The organism is Ectopseudomonas chengduensis (genome assembly GCF_900102635.1).
Taxonomy (GTDB): Bacteria; Pseudomonadota; Gammaproteobacteria; order Pseudomonadales; family Pseudomonadaceae; genus Aquipseudomonas; species Aquipseudomonas chengduensis.
On sequence record NZ_FMZQ01000013.1, the window covers coordinates 13,454 to 32,246 of the forward strand.

General features: G+C 65.4%; 18 protein-coding genes. 9 read left to right on the forward strand and 9 right to left on the reverse strand.

Translation table 11 applies throughout. The features are described from left to right. Positions 1–121 precede the first annotated feature (121 nt). Complete coding sequence (locus tag BLS08_RS18880; RefSeq protein ID WP_017676032.1) at positions 122–946, forward strand: sigma 54-interacting transcriptional regulator; 825 nt, start codon at positions 122–124, stop codon at positions 944–946. A gap of 164 nt (positions 947–1,110) precedes the next feature. On the opposite strand, the gene modC is transcribed toward BLS08_RS18880, so the two are convergent. The 4 genes from modC to BLS08_RS18900 form a co-directional block, all read right to left on the reverse strand. Beyond that, on the reverse strand, positions 1,111–2,235 hold the full coding sequence (gene modC / locus BLS08_RS18885; protein ID WP_017676031.1) for a molybdenum ABC transporter ATP-binding protein: 1,125 nt from the start codon (positions 2,233–2,235) through the stop codon (positions 1,111–1,113). Continuing rightward, a complete protein-coding gene (modB, locus tag BLS08_RS18890) occupies positions 2,235–2,915 on the reverse strand; it encodes a molybdate ABC transporter permease subunit (protein ID WP_017676030.1) in 681 nt (226 codons plus the stop codon). The genes modC and modB overlap by 1 nt, the downstream gene beginning before the upstream one ends. 79 nt (positions 2,916–2,994) lie before the next feature. Next, positions 2,995–3,750 (reverse strand): molybdate ABC transporter substrate-binding protein, encoded by a 756-nt coding sequence (gene modA / locus BLS08_RS18895; RefSeq protein ID WP_017676029.1) that lies wholly within the window; start codon positions 3,748–3,750, stop codon positions 2,995–2,997. 110 nt (positions 3,751–3,860) lie between these two features. After that, on the reverse strand, positions 3,861–4,634 hold the full coding sequence (locus BLS08_RS18900) for an AraC family transcriptional regulator (protein WP_017676028.1): 774 nt from the start codon (positions 4,632–4,634) through the stop codon (positions 3,861–3,863). A gap of 104 nt (positions 4,635–4,738) precedes the next feature. Here BLS08_RS18900 and BLS08_RS18905 point away from each other — a divergent pair, with 104 nt between their 5' ends. Beyond that, positions 4,739–5,956, forward strand: a complete 1,218-nt coding sequence (locus BLS08_RS18905; protein ID WP_017676027.1) for an MFS transporter — start codon at positions 4,739–4,741, stop codon at positions 5,954–5,956. 29 nt (positions 5,957–5,985) lie between these two features. Next, on the forward strand, positions 5,986–6,291 hold the full coding sequence (locus BLS08_RS18910) for an NIPSNAP family protein (protein ID WP_017676026.1): 306 nt from the start codon (positions 5,986–5,988) through the stop codon (positions 6,289–6,291). A 25-nt stretch (positions 6,292–6,316) separates the two neighbouring features. Here the strand turns inward: BLS08_RS18910 and BLS08_RS18915 are convergent, their stop codons facing one another. Continuing rightward, positions 6,317–6,946 (reverse strand): class I SAM-dependent methyltransferase, encoded by a 630-nt coding sequence (locus BLS08_RS18915; protein ID WP_017676025.1) that lies wholly within the window; start codon positions 6,944–6,946, stop codon positions 6,317–6,319. Between the two features lie 175 nt (positions 6,947–7,121). Between BLS08_RS18915 and BLS08_RS18920 the strand changes: the two genes are divergently transcribed. Together BLS08_RS18920 and BLS08_RS18925 are read left to right on the forward strand one after the other, a co-directional pair. Then, positions 7,122–7,406, forward strand: coding sequence for a hypothetical protein (locus tag BLS08_RS18920; protein ID WP_017676024.1), 285 nt, complete (start codon positions 7,122–7,124; stop codon positions 7,404–7,406). Between the two features lie 332 nt (positions 7,407–7,738). Beyond that, positions 7,739–8,980 carry an MFS transporter gene (locus BLS08_RS18925; protein WP_090337165.1) on the forward strand — a complete coding sequence of 414 codons (1,242 nt, stop codon included), beginning with the start codon at positions 7,739–7,741 and terminating at the stop codon, positions 8,978–8,980. Positions 8,981–9,148: 168 nt separating this feature from the next. Here BLS08_RS18925 and BLS08_RS18930 read toward each other — a convergent pair whose 3' ends face one another. The 4 genes from BLS08_RS18930 to BLS08_RS18945 form a co-directional block, all read right to left on the reverse strand. Further along, a complete protein-coding gene (locus BLS08_RS18930; protein WP_055985334.1) occupies positions 9,149–10,333 on the reverse strand; it encodes a YeeE/YedE thiosulfate transporter family protein in 1,185 nt (394 codons plus the stop codon). Between the two features lie 202 nt (positions 10,334–10,535). Next, positions 10,536–11,462: a sulfurtransferase gene (locus BLS08_RS18935; protein ID WP_055985329.1), complete on the reverse strand. Its 927-nt coding sequence runs from the start codon at positions 11,460–11,462 to the stop codon at positions 10,536–10,538. A 103-nt stretch (positions 11,463–11,565) separates the two neighbouring features. Beyond that, positions 11,566–12,795, reverse strand: a complete 1,230-nt coding sequence (locus BLS08_RS18940) for an acyl-CoA dehydrogenase family protein (RefSeq protein WP_055985326.1) — start codon at positions 12,793–12,795, stop codon at positions 11,566–11,568. Next, positions 12,792–13,751 carry an aliphatic sulfonate ABC transporter substrate-binding protein gene (locus BLS08_RS18945; protein WP_055985322.1) on the reverse strand — a complete coding sequence of 320 codons (960 nt, stop codon included), beginning with the start codon at positions 13,749–13,751 and terminating at the stop codon, positions 12,792–12,794. Before BLS08_RS18945 ends, BLS08_RS18940 begins: the two co-directional genes overlap by 4 nt. Before the next feature lie 632 nt (positions 13,752–14,383). Here BLS08_RS18945 and BLS08_RS18950 point away from each other — a divergent pair. The 4 genes from BLS08_RS18950 (at position 14,384) to BLS08_RS18965 (ending at position 18,328) form a co-directional block, all read left to right on the forward strand. Continuing rightward, the gene (locus BLS08_RS18950) at positions 14,384–15,703 is read left to right on the forward strand and encodes an OprD family porin (protein WP_055985319.1); all 1,320 of its coding nucleotides are present in this window, start codon (positions 14,384–14,386) and stop codon (positions 15,701–15,703) included. A 70-nt stretch (positions 15,704–15,773) separates the two neighbouring features. Then, positions 15,774–16,766 carry an aliphatic sulfonate ABC transporter substrate-binding protein gene (locus BLS08_RS18955; protein WP_055985316.1) on the forward strand — a complete coding sequence of 331 codons (993 nt, stop codon included), beginning with the start codon at positions 15,774–15,776 and terminating at the stop codon, positions 16,764–16,766. A 3-nt stretch (positions 16,767–16,769) separates the two neighbouring features. Further along, positions 16,770–17,600, forward strand: a complete 831-nt coding sequence (locus BLS08_RS18960; protein WP_055985313.1) for an ABC transporter permease — start codon at positions 16,770–16,772, stop codon at positions 17,598–17,600. After that, positions 17,597–18,328: an ABC transporter ATP-binding protein gene (locus tag BLS08_RS18965; RefSeq protein WP_055985310.1), complete on the forward strand. Its 732-nt coding sequence runs from the start codon at positions 17,597–17,599 to the stop codon at positions 18,326–18,328. Before BLS08_RS18960 ends, BLS08_RS18965 begins: the two co-directional genes overlap by 4 nt. The last annotated feature ends 465 nt before the right edge of the window (positions 18,329–18,793 follow it).

Consider the following 18,793-nt stretch of genomic DNA (forward strand, 5'->3'; position numbering starts at 1 on the left):
GGCTGGCCATCCATGGCGGCCACCCTTCGGGCCGTTGCGGGGCAAGGTTAAAAGTTGCTCCAGGCATTTTTTATTCGCGTACAGGCTGCGCCGGCGAGGTGTGGCTCAGGAGCTTCACGTCATGAGTCTTCCACCTGGTTTCCCACCACCATTGACCTTCGCTGATTCGGACAAGAGCCCGCTGAGCATCCGCGCCAAGGCGCTGGTATTCGTCGATGCGCGTTCGCGCCAGTTGCGTGAGCGTGCCGAAGCCTTGGCGGGCAATGGCCAGCCGTTGCTGATTCTCGGTGAAACCGGCACCGGCAAGGAGCTGCTGGCGCGCTATATCCATCGCCACAGTGAGCGCGCTGGCCTGTTCGTGGCGGTGAGCTGCGCGGCGATAAGCCCGCAGTGGGGCGAGGCCGAGTTGTTCGGCCATGCCGCCGGTGCTCATGTCGGCGCCGGCAGTAGCCGTGCCGGCTGGTTCGGTTCGGCCAATGGCGGCACGCTCTACCTGGATGAAATCGCCGACCTCTCGCGGCCGTTGCAGAGCAAGCTGCTGGCCGCGCTGGAAACCCGCGAGGTGTATCGCGTCGGCGCCAGCCAGGCGCTGCCGGTGGATGTGCGTCTGGTGGCGGCGAGTAGCATCGACCTGGCCCGCGCGGTGGCCGCCGGCACCTTCGATGAGCGCCTGTACGCCTACCTGTGTGACGGCCAGTTGCTGTTCCCGGCGCTGCGTCAGCGGGTCGGCGACATTCTGCCGCTGGCCGAATACTTCCTCGGCATCCATGCCTCGCGCCTGGGCCTGACCATTCCGTCGATCAGTCCGGCGGCGCAGTCCGTGCTGGAGGCACATCGCTGGCCGGGCAATACCCGCGAGCTGGAGAACGTCATCCATTTCGCCCTGCTGCTGGCCGGCAATGCCGAGATCGGGCCGGAGCATCTGGAGTTGCCGGGTATTGCGTGAGACTGATCGTTCCTCACGCTCCGCGTGGGAATGCACCCTGGGACGCTCTGCATCCGTTTGGCTTTTGCCTAGCAGTCCGTACGGGCGCTGAGCGCCCTTACCTTGACTCCCACGCAGAGCGTGGGAGCTACAGATCTGCGTGTGCTCGGTGCGCGCGGCGCACCCTACGGCGCGAGCAGCGACACCGATTTGATCTGCGCCCAGAGCGCCTGGCCGGCATGAATGCCCAGCTGATCGAAGGAGTAGCGGGTGATTCGCGCCAGCAGGCGTTGATCACCGATGCGCAGGGTCAGCAGCATCTGCGCATCGAGCGCCTGCCAGCTTTCCACCCGTGCCGGCAGCAGATTGAGCAGGCTGCAATCCTCGGCGCGATTGAGCGCCAGGCTGACATCGCGTGCCTTGATCTTCACGCGCACCGAGTGGCCGTTGGGCAACGCCGCATGGGGCAGGCGCAGGCAGGCTTCGCTGCGGGGAAGGTTGAGTTGCAGCAGATCGTAGGCGGCATCATGACCGCAGACCTGGCCGTCGATCACGGCCTCGGCATCCTCGTCGCTGGCGAAGGGCAGGTCGGCGCGCAGCAGAATTTCCTTGAGCGGGCCGCTGGCGCGCACCTGGCCTTCGTCGAGCAGCACCAGATGATCGGCCAGGCGCGCCACCTCGTCCGGGGCGTGGCTGACGTAGAGCACCGGGATGTCCAGCTCCTCGTGCAGGCGCTGCAGATACGGCAGCACTTCCTGTTTGCGCTTGAGGTCCAGCGAAGCCAGCGGCTCGTCCATCAGCAGCAGGCGCGGGCTGGTCACCAGCGCGCGGGCTATGCCGACGCGTTGGCGTTCGCCGCCGGACAGCGCCGAGGGCATGCGCTCGAGCAGGTGGCCGATGCCCAGCAGCTGCAGCGCCTGATCCAGCGCCACCCTGCGTTGCGAGGCGGGGATGCGCCGTTGGCCGTACTCAAGGTTCTTGCGCACGCTCAGGTGCGGGAACAGGTTGGCGTCCTGGAACACGTAGCCGATGGCGCGTTTGTGCGCCGGCAGAAAGAAACCGCGCTCACTGTCGTGCCAGAGCTCTCCAGCAACCTGCAGGTAGCCCTGCTGCGGGCGATCCAGCCCGGCGAAGCAGCGCAGGCAACTGGTCTTGCCCGAACCGGAATGGCCGAACAGCGCACTGACGCCGCGCCCGGGCAGGTCAAGGTCGACATCCAGGGTGAAGCCCGGATGCTTGACCAGAAAGCGCGCGCGAATACGCCCATCGTCGTGGATGGCAGGTATCAGTGCCTTGCCGAGCCCGAACATCACAGCGCCCTCATCCGAGCATTGCGCCCGCCGTACAACGCCAGCAGAACGATGAAGGAGAACGCCACCATGCCGCCGGCCAGCCAGTGCGCCTGGGCGTAGTTCATGGTTTCCACGTGGTTGTAGATCTGCACCGAGACCACCTGGGTCTTGCCGGGGATATTGCCGCCGATCATCAGCACCACGCCGAACTCACCGATGGTATGGGCGAAGCTGAGAATGGCGGCGGTGATGAAGCCGGGGCGGGCCAGCGGCAGCACCACGCTGAAGAAGCTGTCCCAGGGATTGGCGCGCAGGGTCGCGGCGGCCTCCAGCGGGCCGCGGCCGATGGCCTCGAAGGCGTTCTGCAACGGCTGCACGACGAAGGGCAGGGAATAGAAGATCGAACCAATCACCAGGCCGGTAAAGGTGAAAGTGAAGGTGCCGAGACCGAGGCTCTGCGTCAGTTGGCCGAAGAAGCCATTGGGCCCCATGCTCACCAGCAGATAGAAGCCGATCACCGTTGGCGGCAGCACCAGCGGCAGCGCCACCACCGCGCCGACCGGGCGCTTGAGCCAAGAGTCGGTGCGCGCCAGCCACAGGGCAATCGGCGTACCGATGATCAGCAGCAGCACGGTGGTCAGCGAGGCCAGCTCCAGGGTCAGGAGGATGGCGTCGAGGTCATTCTTGGACAGCGGCATGTATAGGTTCCGGTGGCGAACGTAGCCCGGATGCAATCCGGGGCAGGCACAGTCAGGAGGCTCCCGGATTTCATCCGGGCTACGGCAGTTTATAGCCGAACGATTCGATCACCCTGGCCGCTTCCGCGCTCTGCAGGTACTCGACCAGTGCCACGGCGGCCGGATTGTTCGCACCCTGCTTGAGCATCACCGCGTCCTGCTTGATCGGGTCGTACATGGCCTCCGGCACGATCCAGGCCGAGCCGCTACTGACCTGGCCGTCCTTGTACACCTGCGACAGCGCGACGAAACCCAGCTCGGCGTTGCCGGTGAAGACGAACTGATGTGCCTGGGTGATGTTCTGGCCCTCCACCAGCTTGGCTTTCACTGCCTCGCTCAGCCCCAGCTTGTCCAGCACCTGCATCGCGGCCAGGCCGTAGGGCGCGGCCTTGGGGTTGGCGATGGACAGGTGCCTGAACTGGCCGGCCTTCAGCGCCGCGTCCGTGCCGTCGAGGTAGCTGGCATCGGCTGACCACAGCACCAGGCTGCCGATGGCGTAGGTGAAACGCGAGCCGGGCACTGTTGCACCTTCGCTCTCCAGCCTGGCCGGCGTCGTGTCGTCGGCAGCGAGCAGCACATCGAAAGGCGCGCCATTCTTGATCTGCGCATAGAACTGCCCGGTAGCGCCGAAGGACGCCACCAGCTTGTGCCCGGTGGCCTTCTCGAACGCGGGCGCGATGGCCTGCATCGGTGCGGTGAAGTTGGCGGCCACGGCGATCTTGACCTCGTCGGCGATGGCGCCGCTGGTGAAGATCAGGCCGAGGGTAAACAGGCTGCGCTTGAGAGGCTTGAGCATGAGGATTCCTCGTGGAATCGATCCTGATGACAGACCGGATGCGCAATCCTACATCGTTATGTTTTTTTGTATATAGCGGTTGTTGAAGTGGCTGACGGGCCTGGCCTGCATCACTTGAAGAACTGGCTGGGCGTGGTGCCGAACTGCTTCTTGAACATGGTGGCGAAGGCGCTGGGGCTGTCGTAGCCCAGCTCTCCGGCGATGTCGATGATCTTCTCGCCCAGGGCGATGCGCTCCAGCGCCAGCAACAGACGCGCCTGCTGGCGCCACTGGCCAAAGGTCATGCCAGTGCCTTTCTGGAACAGGCGCTGGATGGTCTTCTCGTCCAAGCCCAGGCGGGTGCTCCAGTCGGCCAGGGTGGAGGCGTCGCCGGGGTTGTCCTGCAGCGTTGAACAGATCGGCTGGATGCGCAGGTCGGCCGGTTGCGGCAGGTGCAGCGGCAGGGTTGGCAGGATGCGCAGTTCATCGAGGATCAGGCGCATCACCCGCGCCTCGCGCGAGTCGTCGGCGTAGGGCTGGTTGATCGCCACGGCGGCGCGGATCAGCTCGCCCAGCAGCGGCGAGATGGCCACGGCGCGGCACTCGGCGGGCATGTCCGCCAGGCTGTCAGGGCGCACGAAGACGCTGCGCATTCGCACGCTGCCGATGCAGCGGATCGCGTGCACCTGGCCGCAGGGCATCCAGATGCCGCGGCTTGGTGGCACCGTCCACTGGTTCAGCGCCGAGGTCACCACCATCACCCCGGAAATCGCATAGATCAGCTGGTGCTTGTTGCGGTGCGAGTGCGGCTCGATGACGGCGTTGAGCGGGTAATCGGTGGCGCTGCTGCTGACCATCCAGGGGGAAGCGTCGATCTCGGCCAGCAGCTTGTCGGCTAAGCGCATGAGGATGCCTTTTTTGCGAGGGTTGCTGCCCTGTCTTCGTGAGACAGGCGATGGGGCGCAGCCTAGCATAGCGCCGTTCCTCACCTCGTCCGGAAACTTCAAGCATGCCCAGCAGTCCTGCCGCTACGACCCTGGCCGGCGCCTCGCCCGCCAGCCAGGCCAGCCCTCTGGTGATGCGCGTGATCGGCGCCTGCGCCCTGGCGCACCTGATCAACGACCTGATCCAAGCGGTGTTGCCCGCCATCTACCCGATGCTCAAGCTCAACTACGGCCTGAGCTTCGCCCAGATCGGCCTGATCACCCTGACCTTCCAGCTCACCGCCTCGCTGCTGCAGCCCTGGGTGGGCTACCACACCGACCGCCATCCCAAGCCCTGGCTGCTGCCCGCCGGCTCGTTGTGCACCCTGGTCGGCATCCTCATGCTGGCCTTCGTCGGCAGCTTCCCGGCGATTCTCCTGGCCTCGGCGCTGGTGGGCATCGGCTCCTCGACCTTCCACCCCGAGGCGTCGCGCATCGCCCGCCTGGCCTCGGGCGGGCGCTACGGCCTGGCGCAATCCACCTTCCAGGTCGGCGGCAATGCCGGCACCGCCTTCGGCCCGCTGCTGGCGGCGGCGATCATCATTCCCTACGGCCAGGGCAACGTCGCCTGGTTCGGCCTGTTCGCCGCCTTTGCCATCGTCGTGCTGTACGGCCTGAGCCGCTGGTATCGCCATCACCTGACGTTGTTCAAGCTCAAGCAGGGCGGTGTAGCTACTCACGGGCTGTCATCCGGGCGGGTGAAGTTCGCCTTGCTGATCCTGGCGCTGCTGGTGTTCTCCAAGTACTTCTACATGGCCAGCTTCACCAGCTACTTCACCTTCTTCCTGATCGAGAAGTTCGACCTGTCGGTGGCCAGCTCGCAGCTCTACCTGTTTCTGTTCCTCGGCGCGGTGGCCGCTGGCACCTTCTTCGGCGGGCCGATAGGCGACCGCATCGGGCGCAAGCAGGTGATCTGGTTCTCCATCCTCGGCGTGGCGCCGTTCTCCCTGCTGCTGCCACACGTCGACCTGTTCTGGACCGGCGTGCTGAGCATGGTGATCGGCTTCATCCTCGCCTCGGCATTCTCCGCCATCGTGGTCTTCGCCCAGGAGCTGATGCCGGGCAACGTCGGTATGATCGCCGGGCTGTTCTTCGGCCTGATGTTCGGTTTCGGCGGCATCGGCGGGGCGCTGCTCGGTTACCTGGCGGACATCCACGGTATCGAGGAGGTGTTCCTGATCTGTTCGTTCCTGCCGCTGCTTGGCATCCTCACCGCGCTGTTGCCGTCGCTCAAAAAACATTAGTCGCTTACCACTCGCAAGGAAGGACAGCCATGATCACCTGCTACCTGCGCTATATCGTCGACCCCTACAAACTCAAGGATTTCGAGCACTACGCGAAGCTGTGGATTCCCTTGGTAGAGCGCTTCGGCGGCACGCACCACGGTTACTTCCTGCCGTCCGAGGGGGCCAATAACGTGGCGTTGGCGCTGTTCAGCTTCCCCAGCCTGGCCGAATACGAACGCTATCGTCAGGATTCCTTCGCCGACGCCGAGTGTCAGGCGGCCTTTCGCTACGCCGAAGAGACACGTTGCATCCTCAGCTACGAGCGCAGCTTTTTCCGGCCCGTATTCGACTAGGGCGACGCATGCCTGTGGTGGTGAGCTAAGCGACTCGTCGCCATACGCTGGCCAGCCAGGGTTGCTGGTCGCGAGGCAGGCCGGCGGGGCGGTAGTAGTGCTCCAGCTCGACGAAACCGGCCGCCGTGAGCCGCGCGCGCCAGCGTTCCAGGTCGTGGTAGCTGCCGTAGCGCGGGCCGTTCCAGCCTTCCTGATTCTCGCCGCGCGGGTTGGAGCTGAACAGCACGCCGCCTGGTTTCAGCGCTGCCTGCAACTGGCTGAGCACGCGCGGCAGCTCCTGATCGGGCACATGGAACAGGCTGGCGTTGGCGAAGATGCCATCGAAGTGGCCGGCCGGCAGATCCAGCTCCAGAAAACTTTGCTGCCAGACCTCGCAGCCGCTGTCGGCGCGAGCCATGGTGACGAACTCTGCGCAGCCATCGAGGCCGATGGCGGTATGGCCGAGGCCGCTGAAGGTGCGCAGATCACGCCCCGGGCCACAGCCGAAATCGAGGATGCGCCAGGGCTTTTCGCCCTCGATATGGCGCAGCAGCGCGGCGATGTTCTGGCTCACGTCATGGTCGCGCGTGCCCTCGCGAAAATCCTCGGCGCTGCTCTGGTAATGGGCCAGGGTGAGAGCGCTGATCTGCGTGAGTTCGTCGGGGCTCAGGGGCATGGTGAGGTTCCGGTAAAAGAGCGCATTAAAACCCTTTGGCGGGGCGCACGGCCAGAGGCGGCATGGCCCTTGGTCGGTAGCCAATGAACCTGCGTACCGCTTGCACAGTCCCATTTCTTGAGGGGTGTAGACCGGCTGTCTGCAGCCGGGTGCCCACAATCAAGGAGATAACGCGATGGTTACGCACTACAAAGTCTCTGGCCACCTCGCTTGTGGCTCTCATGGTGAAAAGCTGCCCGCCACCACCGAGCTGGCCAAGGTCAAATGCCGCAATTGCCGCAAGACCGAAGTGTTCACCGAAGCTCGACGTAACTCACGCAATGCCGCGCGCCGTGCCGCCCGCCGCGAAAAGGCCGCCCGCGCCGTCAACGACTGGCGCACTTCCTGGGAGGCGCGTCTGGCTGCCTTGCCAGGCCCGCAGCGTCTGCCGCGTGGTTTCGGCGACCAGGCATTCGTCTAGCCTGGATATTGGCGGGAGGAATGACCTCCCGCATCCGCCCGCGCTGCCAACACCTGTAGGAGCCGCGCCCCGTGGCGAATGGAGCCGGCAACTCACTATTGCGATACGGTCGCATCCGTCTTCGTTCCGGGGCGGCGCTCCTACAGTGACCGAACCAGGCGCGGCACCCGGCGTTGTCCAGTAAGGCGCTCGTGTGTCTGACGCCACCGCGCGGTCCAGGGCGCGATCTGCGCAACAGCCTGTTCCTGGGTTTGCCCCGTGGCGGAGCTTTCCCGTAGATTGGCCGGCTTACCTCGTCCGGCACTGGCCGGTTCTGCCTCGAGATTTTCGCCGTGTCCGCTGCTCCCGTTTCCGTTTACCGACTTCCCGGTTTCCTGCCGTTTCTCATCGCCCGCATCGTGGTGGTGTTCGCCGTGCAGATTCAGGCCATCGTGGTGGCCTGGCAGGTCTACGACCTGACGCGTGATCCGCTGTCGCTGGCCTATGTCGGCCTGGCGCAGTTCATCCCCATGCTGGTGCTGCTGATGCCAGCCGGCGACCTCATCGACCGCTACGACCGCAAGCTGATCCTCATGCTCAGCTGGCTGGTCGAAGGCCTGTGTGCGGCGGCGCTGCTGTGGTTGTCGCTGAGCGAAGCGGCCGTCAGTTGGTATTACGCGGTGCTGGTGCTCTACGGCTGTGGCCGCGCCTTCACCGGGCCGGCGCTATCGAGCCTGCTGCCGCAGATCGTGCCGCGCGAGCGCCTGGCCGCGGCCATCGCCGCCAACAGCATGATCATGCGTGGCGCGACCATTTCCGGCCCGGTGATCGGCGGCGGCCTGTATGCCATCGGCGGTGGCGGGCTGACCTATTCGGTCTGCCTTGCCTGCTTCCTTGCTGGCTCCGCACTGCTACCGCTGGTACCGGTGCGCTACGCGGAAAAGATGCAGGCGCTGGAAGCCACCGCGTGGGCGCGTTTTACCGCGGGCATCCACTTCATCCGCACGCGGCCGATCATCCTCGGCACCATCTCGCTGGACCTGTTCGCCGTGCTGCTTGGAGGCGTGATCGCGCTGCTGCCGATCTACGCCCAAAAAGTGCTGGAAGTCGGGCCGACGGGGCTCGGCCTGCTGCGCAGCGCCATGGCCATCGGCGAAGTGTCGGTCGGTTTGTACCTGAGCATGAAGCCGTTCAACCGCCATGTCGGCCTGGTGATGTTCGGCGCGGTGGCGCTGTTCGGTGTGGCCAACCTGGTGTTTGCGCTGTCCAGCCTGTTCTGGCTGTCCTTCGCCGCACTGGTGGTGGCCGGCGGCGCGGACATGGTGAGCATGTACATCCGTTCCTCGCTGGTGCAGTTCTCCACCCCGGACACCATGCGTGGCCGGGTCAACGCGGTGAACATGCTGTTCATCGGCTCTTCCAACGAGCTCGGCGAATTTCGCGCCGGCACCAGCGCCGCCTGGTTCGGCGTGGTGCCGGCGGCGCTGATCGGCTGCGCCTGCACCCTGACCGTGACTGGCGGCTGGATGCTCGGCTTCAAGAGCCTGCGCAGGGTCGACCGCTTCGAGGATGCGTCGCCGAACAAGGCGGCCTGAGTGCTGGTGTCGCAGCTTGACGTGGTGCGCACAGCGCACCCTACGGGGTAATCGTGTAGGGCGCACCGCCCCCACCCAGCGCCAGATCGGATGCAACCGTAGCCCGGATGAAATCCGGGGAAACCTGCAGCAGAAGACCCCGGATTTCATCCGGGCTACGAAGGTGCATCAGCCCAAGCGCAACAGCGCTCGCAGCTTCAGCCCAAGCACAATGCCAACCAGGCAGAACAGCCCGAACACCCAGCCCGACACCGCGCCGGCCATCACTCCGGACAGCAGCGTGCCTACCGTGCAGCCCAACGCCAGCAGGCTGCCCCAGCCCAGCAGCACGCCACCGAGCAGGCCGCGCAGCCAGTCGCGGGGTGCGCCGCTGCTGGGGCGGAAGTCGCCGGCGGCCAGGGCGCTGGCCCAGGCTGCGATCACCAGGCCGATGACGAACAGGCCGTTGTTCGACAGCAGGGTTTCCTTGACCACTGTGGCGCAGCCGGAAAAGCCATCGAGTCCCTCCAGGCGTGCTGGCAGCCAGCCCAGGCTGTCCGCGCCGGTACGCGCCAGGCTGCCCAGTTCGGCGGTCACCCCCAGTGGCGCGACGCGAAAATAGGCCAGCACCGCCAGCCCACCGATCAGCACACCGCCGACCCAGGTCGGCCAGCGTGCGCCGAACAGCAGCGACCACAGTCCTTGAGCTTCAGTCCTAGAGCCCGTCTGGCGATAACGCAGCAGCCAGGCGGCCAGCGCACCCAGCAGCGCCAGTTGCAGCAGCAGCGAGCTGCCGTAACCAACCCGGCCGGGCAGCCAGAGCACCGGCGCTTCCTGCAGGGCGGCCAGATACAGCGGGTTCCAGCTTAAAAAGCCCAGGGCGAAGCCGAGCAGCGCGCCGCCCAGCGCGGCCAGCGAGGCGAAATTGCCCTCGCCGAGGCGATACAGGTGCGCGCTGATGCACGAGCCGGAAATCGCCATGCCGAGGCCGAACACCGTGGCGGCCAGAGCCAGAACCCAGCTCAGCGGGCCGATATGGGCATCCGGGGGCAGGCGCCCGCCGCTGGGGTCGGGCAGGAAGGCGCCGAACACCGCGTGATAGCCGAGGGTGCCCAGCGCCAGGGCGGCGAGCAGGCCGAGCAGGCCGTCCGGTATGCGGCGTTCGACGAAGTCGCGGGTGACGCAGAAGAAACAGAAGCGCGAACGCTGCAGCAGCAGGCCGAACAGCGTGCCGCTGGCCAGCGAGTAGCTGAAGGCGCGACCTTCGTTGCTGCCGTCGGCCAGCTGCCAGATGAAGGCGAGCAGGGCGATGGTGAGCAGGCCGGACGTAGCGATGGACAGCGTTGCGCGAGGAGTGGCGATACTGGCGGTCATAGGTTGTCCTTGCTGACCGTAATGACGAAAGCGGCCCCGGTGTTTAGGCCGGGGCCGTGTTGTGCGTGACTGACGTTTGTTTTGTAGGAGCGGCTGCGGCCGCGAAACTCGCGGATAAATCCGCTCCTACAGGAGGCATCAGCCTTCATAGCGATGGATCGGTGAGGCGTGATCCACCCTACGCCTGGATCGGTTCAAGACCTTACTTGCCGCCCCAGACGGTGCCCGCCACGTTCACCACCGGCACGCCTACGGCATTGCCGTATTCGGTCCAGGAGCCGTCGTAGTTGCGCACGTCGTAGCCGAGGATTTTCTTCAGGGCGAACCAGGTGTGGCTGGAGCGCTCGCCGATGCGGCAGTAGGTGATGATCGGCTTGCTGCCATCGATACCTACTGCGCTGTAGACCTTCTTCAGCTCTTCAGCCGACTTGAAGGTGCCGTCAGCAGCGACCGCCTGGCCCCAGGGCACGTTCACCGCGCCGGGCACGTGGCCGGCGCGCACGGCCAGCTCCTGCACGCCCTGCGGGGCGAAGACCTTGCCGTTGTATTCGTCCGGCGAGCGGATATCCACCAGTTGCACGTCGCTGCGCTTCTCCGCGGCGGCCAACACGTCTGGCAGGAAGGCGCGCAGATCCTTGTTGGCGGCCTGCACCGTGACGTTGCCAGCCTTCGGCGTGCTGGCGCGGCTGTCCAAAGTACGGCCTTCAGCTTCCCACTTGGCGCGACCGCCATCGAGCAGCTTGACGTTATCCACGCCGTACACGTCGAACACCCAGGCGCCCCAGGCGGCGAACCAGTTGTTGTTGTCGCCGTAGAGAATGGTGGTGCTGTCGTCGTTCACCCCGGCCTTGCGCAGCAGTTGCTGGAAGGCTTCCTGGCTGGCGATGTCGCGGCGTACCGGGTCGACCAGGTCGCTGTGCCAGGCGAAGTTCACCGCGCCGGGGATATGCCCGCGCTCGTAGACGCCGGGCACCACGCTCACTTCGATGATGCGTACCTTGGGATCTTTCAGGTTCTTTTCCAGCCAGTCGGTACTGACCAGATAGTCGCTGGCGGCCTGCGCCGTCAGCGTGTGCAGCAGGGTGGCGGCGGCCAGCAGGCCGGCGCCGAACAGGGTCTTGATAGTCATTGTCGACGACCTCTCTAAGGTTGGCAGATTTCAGGCTAGTCAGCCTTTATCGAAGCGAGATACCGCTTTTTTCTATGCATATTCCCGGTTGAACGCACCTCCCTCAGCCGTACAGCGACGGCTGCGGCCCCTGGCCGCTGAGCAGCCAGTGACCGAGGTCGCGCACCTTGTAGTCGATGGGGTCGTGCAGGCTGTGCACCCGCACGTTGCGCCAGAAGCGGTCGAAGCCGTAACGCGAGCTGGTGGCGCGGGCGCCCATGGCTTCGAAGATCTGGCTGGTGATCTCCAGTGCCGCGCGTACCGCCACCACCTTGGCCTCGCTGATGGCTAGCGCCACCTCGGCACGTTCGGCGGCGGTCAGCGCCGGTTTTTCCCAGGAGCTCTGCAGGCGCTGGGCGGCGTGCTCGGCTAGGGGCAGGGCGCTGCGGTAGCGCAGCCACAGTTCGCCGTAGCGTTGCTGGATAAACGGATCGTCACTGGCATTGGCCACGCCTGATGCCGGCCAGGCGCGGCTGTGCTCGCGGGTGTAGCGCAGCGCTGCATCCAGCGCGCCCTGGGCATTGCCCAGGTAGAGCTGGGTGAGGATCAGCTGTGACAGGCAGGCGCGCAGGGTGGTACGCGGGCTGGGGCCGACCGGGCCGAGCAGCTCGCTGGCGTCGACGAAGACCTGCTCGAACTGCACCGTGCCGCTGTCGGTCTGGCGCTGGCCGAAGCCGTCCCAGTCGCTGTTCACCGCCAACCCCTCGCGCTGGCTGGGCAGGACGATGAACACGCGATCCTCTGGGCTCTTGCCGCGCGGTGCGCTGATCACCAGCGCATCGGCGCCGAGCGCGCCGGAGCAGAACGACTTGCTGCCATTGAGCTCGTAATGCTCCTCACGCGGGCTGAGCTTTAGGCCGGTGTCGCGGCCATTGGTGGCGTTGCCCCAGAACCAGCGCTCCTGCACCGTACGCGTCAACCAGTGACGCTGCTGATCGGGGTTGCCGAATAGCACGATGGTCGCCACCTGCAGGTGCTGGAAGGCGAACAGGTGGGCCAGCGAGCTGTCCACCGCCGCCAGGTAGCGCACGATGCGGTAGATCTCCGGCCAGGCCACGCCCTGGCCGCCGTACTGCTGCGGCACGGCCAGGGTCAGCAGGCCGCTTTCACGAATCAACTCGCGTTCGGCCTGGGCGCTGCCGCCAGCACGATCACGCTCCACCGCGCTGGCCGCCAGGCGCCGGGCCAGGCGTTCGACCTTGGCCGTGCGGCTGCCGAAGTCCACGGGGAACAGGTGCGCGGCGAACAACGGTTCGTCGCGCAGGCTGGGATGCAGGCGGGCCTCGGCGCTCATTGCGGGCTCCAGATGCTCACTTCACGGGCATCCACTGAGGTCGGCAGCAGGCTGGCGCCGTAGAAGGCATCGGCGATCTTCTGCTGCTCGGCGAGGCTGTCTGGCTGTACCAGACGCACCTGGTAGCTGCGTTTGGCGTTGGCTTTCTCGACGATGGCCGGGTCGAGGTTGCCCCACAGCGGGCCGAGGATTTCAGCCGCCTGGCGCGGGTTGGCGCGCAGCCAGTCACCGGTCTTCACCAGCTCGGCGAACACGGTCTGCAGCACCTGCGGGTGGCTCTTGGCGAACTTGGCGCTGGTCAGGTAGTAGCGCTGGTAGTCGGCCAGGCCCTTGCCGTCGGCGAGGATGCGCGTCGGCAACTGCTGCTGCGCGCCGCTGAGGAAGGGCTCCCAGGTGACCCAGGCGTCCACTTTGCGGTTCTCGAAGGCGGCGCGGCCATCGGCCGGGGTCAGGTAGGCGGGTTCGATGTCGCTGAACGTCAGGCCAGCCTTGTTCAGCGCGGCGATCAGCAGGTAGTGCACGCCGGCTGCCTTGGTCACGGCGACCTTCTTGCCCTTGAGGTCGGCCAGGGTTTTGATCGGCGAATCCTCGCGCACGATGATCGCCTGCGCGCTGGGGGAGGGTGCTTCCTGGGCAAAATAGGCGAGGTCGGCACCGGCGGCCTGGGCGAATACCGGCACGGTGTCGGCGACATCGGCAGAGAGATCGATATTGCCGACGTTGAGCGCTTCCAGCAGCGGCTGACCGTTGGGGAATTCGTGCCAGCTGATGGTGATGTCCTGGTCGGCCAGTGCCTTCTCCAGGGTGCCCTGGCTCTTCAGCAGGCTGATCAGCGTGGAGGATTTCTGGTAGCCGATGCGCAGTTGCTCGGCAGCCTCGGTGAGCGGAGCGACGAGCAGACCGATGGCCAGCGAGGCGGCGATCAGTGTGCTGCGTTTGGAATGAGTGTTGGACATGGCGGCTCTCGATACGAACACGTGCCGGCCATGGGATTGCGGCGGATCACGCGTACTTCAGTGTTTAGAAAAAGAAGTCCGGTGATCCGGTGAAGAGAAGCTAGTCGATATAAAAAGCAGTTGTTAAATAATTTTTAGGAATTAGCTAAGGCCAGTTTGTCAGGCGCGGCGGGGGCTCTGTGCGGGCTGGCGAAGCAAGCCGTCAGAAGTGGCTCGCAGGATTCGCGGATGAATCGGCTCCTACGGACCGAATTGCATCGGGATCAGGCTTATATTCTTTTTAGTTACTACAAAGTGAAAAATAATTCTTTTTAGGGATTAGTGTGTATTCCGTAGATTAGCCACCAGCCGACAGCGGACCACCGCATCGGGCCCGAATCAGGGGCTCTTAGAACCTGTTCACGGTCTCGCGAGCTAGAGTCAGGCAAGGCGAAATCAGGCGAAAAAGCGCAGTTTACGAGCTGTAAATGAGCATTTTGAGCCTGGTTTCAACGCAGCATGGCCGACGCGCAGCAGATCGTGACCAGGTTCGTATGCCAATCCGCCGAGACCAGCGCCATGTCCGCTGTCCTGCCGAGCCCCTGTGCAGTGCCAACCCCAGAACAGCACACAAAGCACTTGGAGCATCGAGCATGAAAAAATCCACCCTGGCCTTGGCCGTCACGCTGGCCGCCATCGCCAACCAGGCCACCGCCGCCGGTTTCATCGAAGACAGCAAGGCCAGCATCGGCCTGCGCAATTTCTATTACGACCTGAACAACAAGAACACCGCCAACAACAACGGCGAGGCGCAAGAGTGGGGTCAGGGTTTCATCTTCAACTACAGCTCCGGTTTCACCCAGGGCACCGTCGGTTTCGGCCTCGACGCCATCGGCCTGCTTGGCGTGAAGCTGGACTCCGGCGGCACCGCAAGCAAGGCCGGCCGTGATCGCACCCCAGGCCAGCTGTTCCCGCTCGACAGCGACGGCAGCGCCGTGGACGACTACAGCAAGGCCGGCGTGACCGCCAAGGTGCGCCTGTCCAAGACCGAGGCGCGCCTCGGCACCCTGCTGCCGAAGCTGCCGGTGGTGACCTTCAACGACGGCCGCCTGCTGCCGCAGACCTTCGAGGGCGGGCAGATCACCTCCAACGAGATCGACGGCCTGACCCTGACCGCCGGCCAGTTGGAAAGCACCAAGACTCGTAGCTCCACCGACGACATCTCTCTGCGTATCGCCGGCGCCACCGGTGACGCCGACACCAACAAGTTCTACTTCGCCGGTGGTGACTACAAGCTGACCAAGGACCTGACGCTGCAGTACTACTACGGCAACCTTGAAGACTTCTACAAACAGCACTTCCTCGGCCTGGTGCACAACTGGGCGATCGGCCCGGGTTCGCTTAAGACCGATCTGCGCTACTTCGACAGTGGCTCCGACGGCAAGAACGGCAGCGCCTCCGGCCGTGCCGATGGCTACCGCAGCGCCGGCTACTGGCGTGCTGGCGACAGCAGCACCGGCGAGGTCGACAACCAGACCTGGAGCGCGCTGTTCACCTACACCCTGGGCAGCCACTTCGCCAGCCTGGGCTACCAGCAGGTCGAAGGCGACAGCGCCTTCCCCTTCCTCAACCAGGGCGGCGGCAGCTCGTCCTACCTGATCACCGACCGCCAGATCGGCAAGTTCCAGAACGCCGGCGAGCGCACCTGGCTGGCCGAGTACGGCTATGACTTCACCAAACTCGGCGTCCCGGGCCTGAAGGCCAGCGTCGCTTACCTCAAGGGTGACAACGTCGACTCCGCCAACGGTGACCTGAAAGAGTGGGAGCGCGACTTCCGCCTCGACTACACCCTGCAGGACGGCCCGCTGAAAGGCCTCGGCGTGTCCTGGCGCAACGCGACCCAGCGCGGCAACGTCACCACCGACGCCGACGAAAACCGCCTGATCCTGAGTTACACCCTGACCCTGCTGTAACCCAAGTTGTGACATCTCCTGACCGGCCCGCCAACGGGCCGGAAGGCCATATATCCACGAGGAGATGACCATGAAGAAGAATGCCTTGCGTGTTGGCCTGGCGGCGCTGTTCGCCGCCTGGTTGCCAGCCGCCGTACATGCCGCACCACCGAAAGAAGTCCGCCTGGACTACGCCTACTACGCCCCCACCAGCCTGGTGCTCAAGCAGCAGGGCTTGTTGGAAAAAGCCCTCGCGCCGCAGGGCATCGCCGTCAAATGGACATTCAGCCAGGGCAGCAACCGCTCGCTGGAATACCTCAACGGAGGTAGCACCGATTTCGCCTCCACTGCCGGCCTGGCCGCCGTGCTCAGCCGCGCCAACGGCGCGCCGATCAACACCGTCTACGTCGCCAGCCGCCCGGAGTGGACAGCGCTGGTGGTGCCCAAGGACTCGCCCGTCCAGTCGCTGGCCGACCTCAAGGGTAAAAAGGTCGCCGCCACCAAGGGCACCGACCCTTTCCTGTTCCTCCTGCAAAGCCTGCAGAAGGCCGGGCTGGACAAGAACGACGTGGAGATCGTCCACCTGCAACACCCGGACGGTCGCGTCGCCCTGGAGCGCGGCGACGTGCAGGCCTGGGCCGGGCTCGACCCGCTGATGGCGGCCAGCGAGCTGCAGGCTGGTTCGCGCCTGCTGTACCGCAATCGTGACTTCAACAGCTACAGCGTGCTCAGCGTCACCGAAAAGTTCGCCAAGGAGCAGCCCGAGCTGATCAAGCAGGTGATCGCCGCTTATGAGCAGGCGCGCCAGTGGGCCATCGCCAACCCCGATGCCCTGGCCCAGTTGCTCGCCGACGAAGCCAAACTGCCGCTGGAAGTGGCCAAGCTGCAACTGTCGCGCACCGACTTCAGCAACCCGCAGCCGGGCGCCGAACACATCAAGGCGCTGAAAGCCTCTGCACCCATCCTGCTCGACGAGCAACTGGTGCGTCCGGGCACCGACGTCGCTCAGGTGGTCGACCAACTGATCCAGCCGCAACTGGCCGCTCAGGTGATCGGCAGCAACGTGGCCAAGGCGGGGAACTGACCGATGGGCGCGCTCAACCTCGTCATCGGTCGCTGGGCCGAACGGCTTCCAGGCTGGCGGCCGGCACTGACCGACCTGCGTGGTTGGGTGGTGCCCCTGCTGATTCTGGCTCTGCTGGAAGCCCTGGTGCGCAGCGGCGTATTGCCCGCGCACCAGATGCCTGCGCCGAGCCAGGTGGCGCAAACCCTATACCTGCTGGCGCAGAGTGGCGAGCTGTGGCGGCATCTGAACGCCAGCCTGCTGCGCGTCGGCGCCGGTTTTGCCATCGGCGCCGCGCTGGCCATCGTCATCGGCACCTGGGTGGGCCTCAGTCGTCGCGCTGAGGCCTATCTGGAGCCGACCTTCCAGGCGCTGCGGGCCATCCCGAGCCTGGCCTGGGTGCCGCTGCTGCTGCTCTGGTTGGGCATCGACGAAACGCCGAAAATCGTGCTGATCGCCCTCGGCGCCTTCTTCCCGGTGTACCTGGCGCTGCTCGCCGGCATCCGCAACATCGACCGCAAGCTGGTGGAGGTGGGCCAGCTCTACGGCCTGTCGCCGATGGCGCTGGTGCGCCGCATTCTGCTGCCGGCTGCGCTGCCGAGCCTGTTCACCGGCTTGCGCGGGGCGCTCAGCCTGAGCTGGATGTTCCTCGTCGCCGCCGAACTGATCGCCGCCACCCGTGGCCTCGGCTACCTGCTCAGCGACGGTCGGGAAACCTCGCGGCCGGATCTGGTGATCGCCGCGATCCTGCTGCTGGCGCTGTTCGGCAAACTCAGCGACAGCCTGCTCAAGGCCTGGGAAACCCGCGCCCTGCGCTGGCGCGACAGTTACCAGGGTGGGGAGGGCGAAGCATGAGTGCGCTGCTGAAACTGCAGAATATCCACAAGGCCTTCGCTGACGTGCGCGTGCTCGAAGACGTCAGCCTGAGCCTGGCCGCCGGCGAAGTAGTGAGCCTGCTCGGCCCCTCCGGCTGCGGCAAGAGCACCCTGCTGCGCATCGCCGCCGGGCTGGATCAGGACTATCAGGGCGGGCTGGAACTCAACCCGCTGCTCAACTTCGGGCGTGGCAGCGGCATCGGCGTGGTGTTCCAGGAACCCCGGCTGATGCCCTGGCTCAGCGTGGCGCAGAACGTCGGCTTCGCCGATGGCTGGGTGGCGGATGATAAATGGGTGGAACAATTGCTCCGCGACGTCGGCTTGCACGGGCGTGGCGAGGCGTTGCCCAAACACCTATCCGGCGGTCAGGCACAACGCGTGGCCATTGCCCGTGCGCTGTACGGCAAACCGCAGGTGCTGCTGCTGGATGAGCCCTTCAGCGCGGTGGACGCCTTCACCCGCATGAAGCTGCAGGATCTGGTGGTGGAGCTGGCTGCCCGCTACGAAATCGCCGTGCTGCTGGTCACCCATGACCTCGACGAAGCCTTTTATCTAAGCGACCGCGTGCTGATCCTCGGCGGCACGCCAAGCCGCCTGCAACGCGAACTGGCCGTGCCCCTGGCCCGCCCCCGCGACCGCCGCTCGGCCGAACTGGCCTACCTGCGCGGCGAGGCCCTGACCGAGCTGTACCAGTCGCACGTGCTGTAAACGAACTCTTCAAGGTGGAGTACTTTTTCGGGCCGTAAGGCCCGATTTTTTTGCCCGCGCCGCACGCGCAGGCTTTTGTAGCCCGGATGAAATCCGGGGGCTTTATCAGGGCGAGGCTCAGAGGTTATGGCGGGTATGAAACCGAACGTGTCATTCGGCTGAAGGCGCTCTACCCAGGCTACATGCTGACGTAGGGCGGCCTCGCTCGCGAAGCGAGCAGCCCGCCAGGCCGTGCTGAGATTAGATCCTGCGCCCGACACATCATCGGCGTACTGCTTCCGAACGGCCGGCGTCCCGGTACGCCCTACGCGCTGACGTGTTGATTTCGCCCTGCCGGGCGAGTCACTTTTGTCTTGGCAAAAGTAACCAAAACCGCCCGCCCCGCCATCCGGCCCCGGCTTCGCCGGGGTTCGTTCGCTCCATCGTCGCTCCAGAGGCCCGCTGCGAAGGGCCATCCCTGGCCCA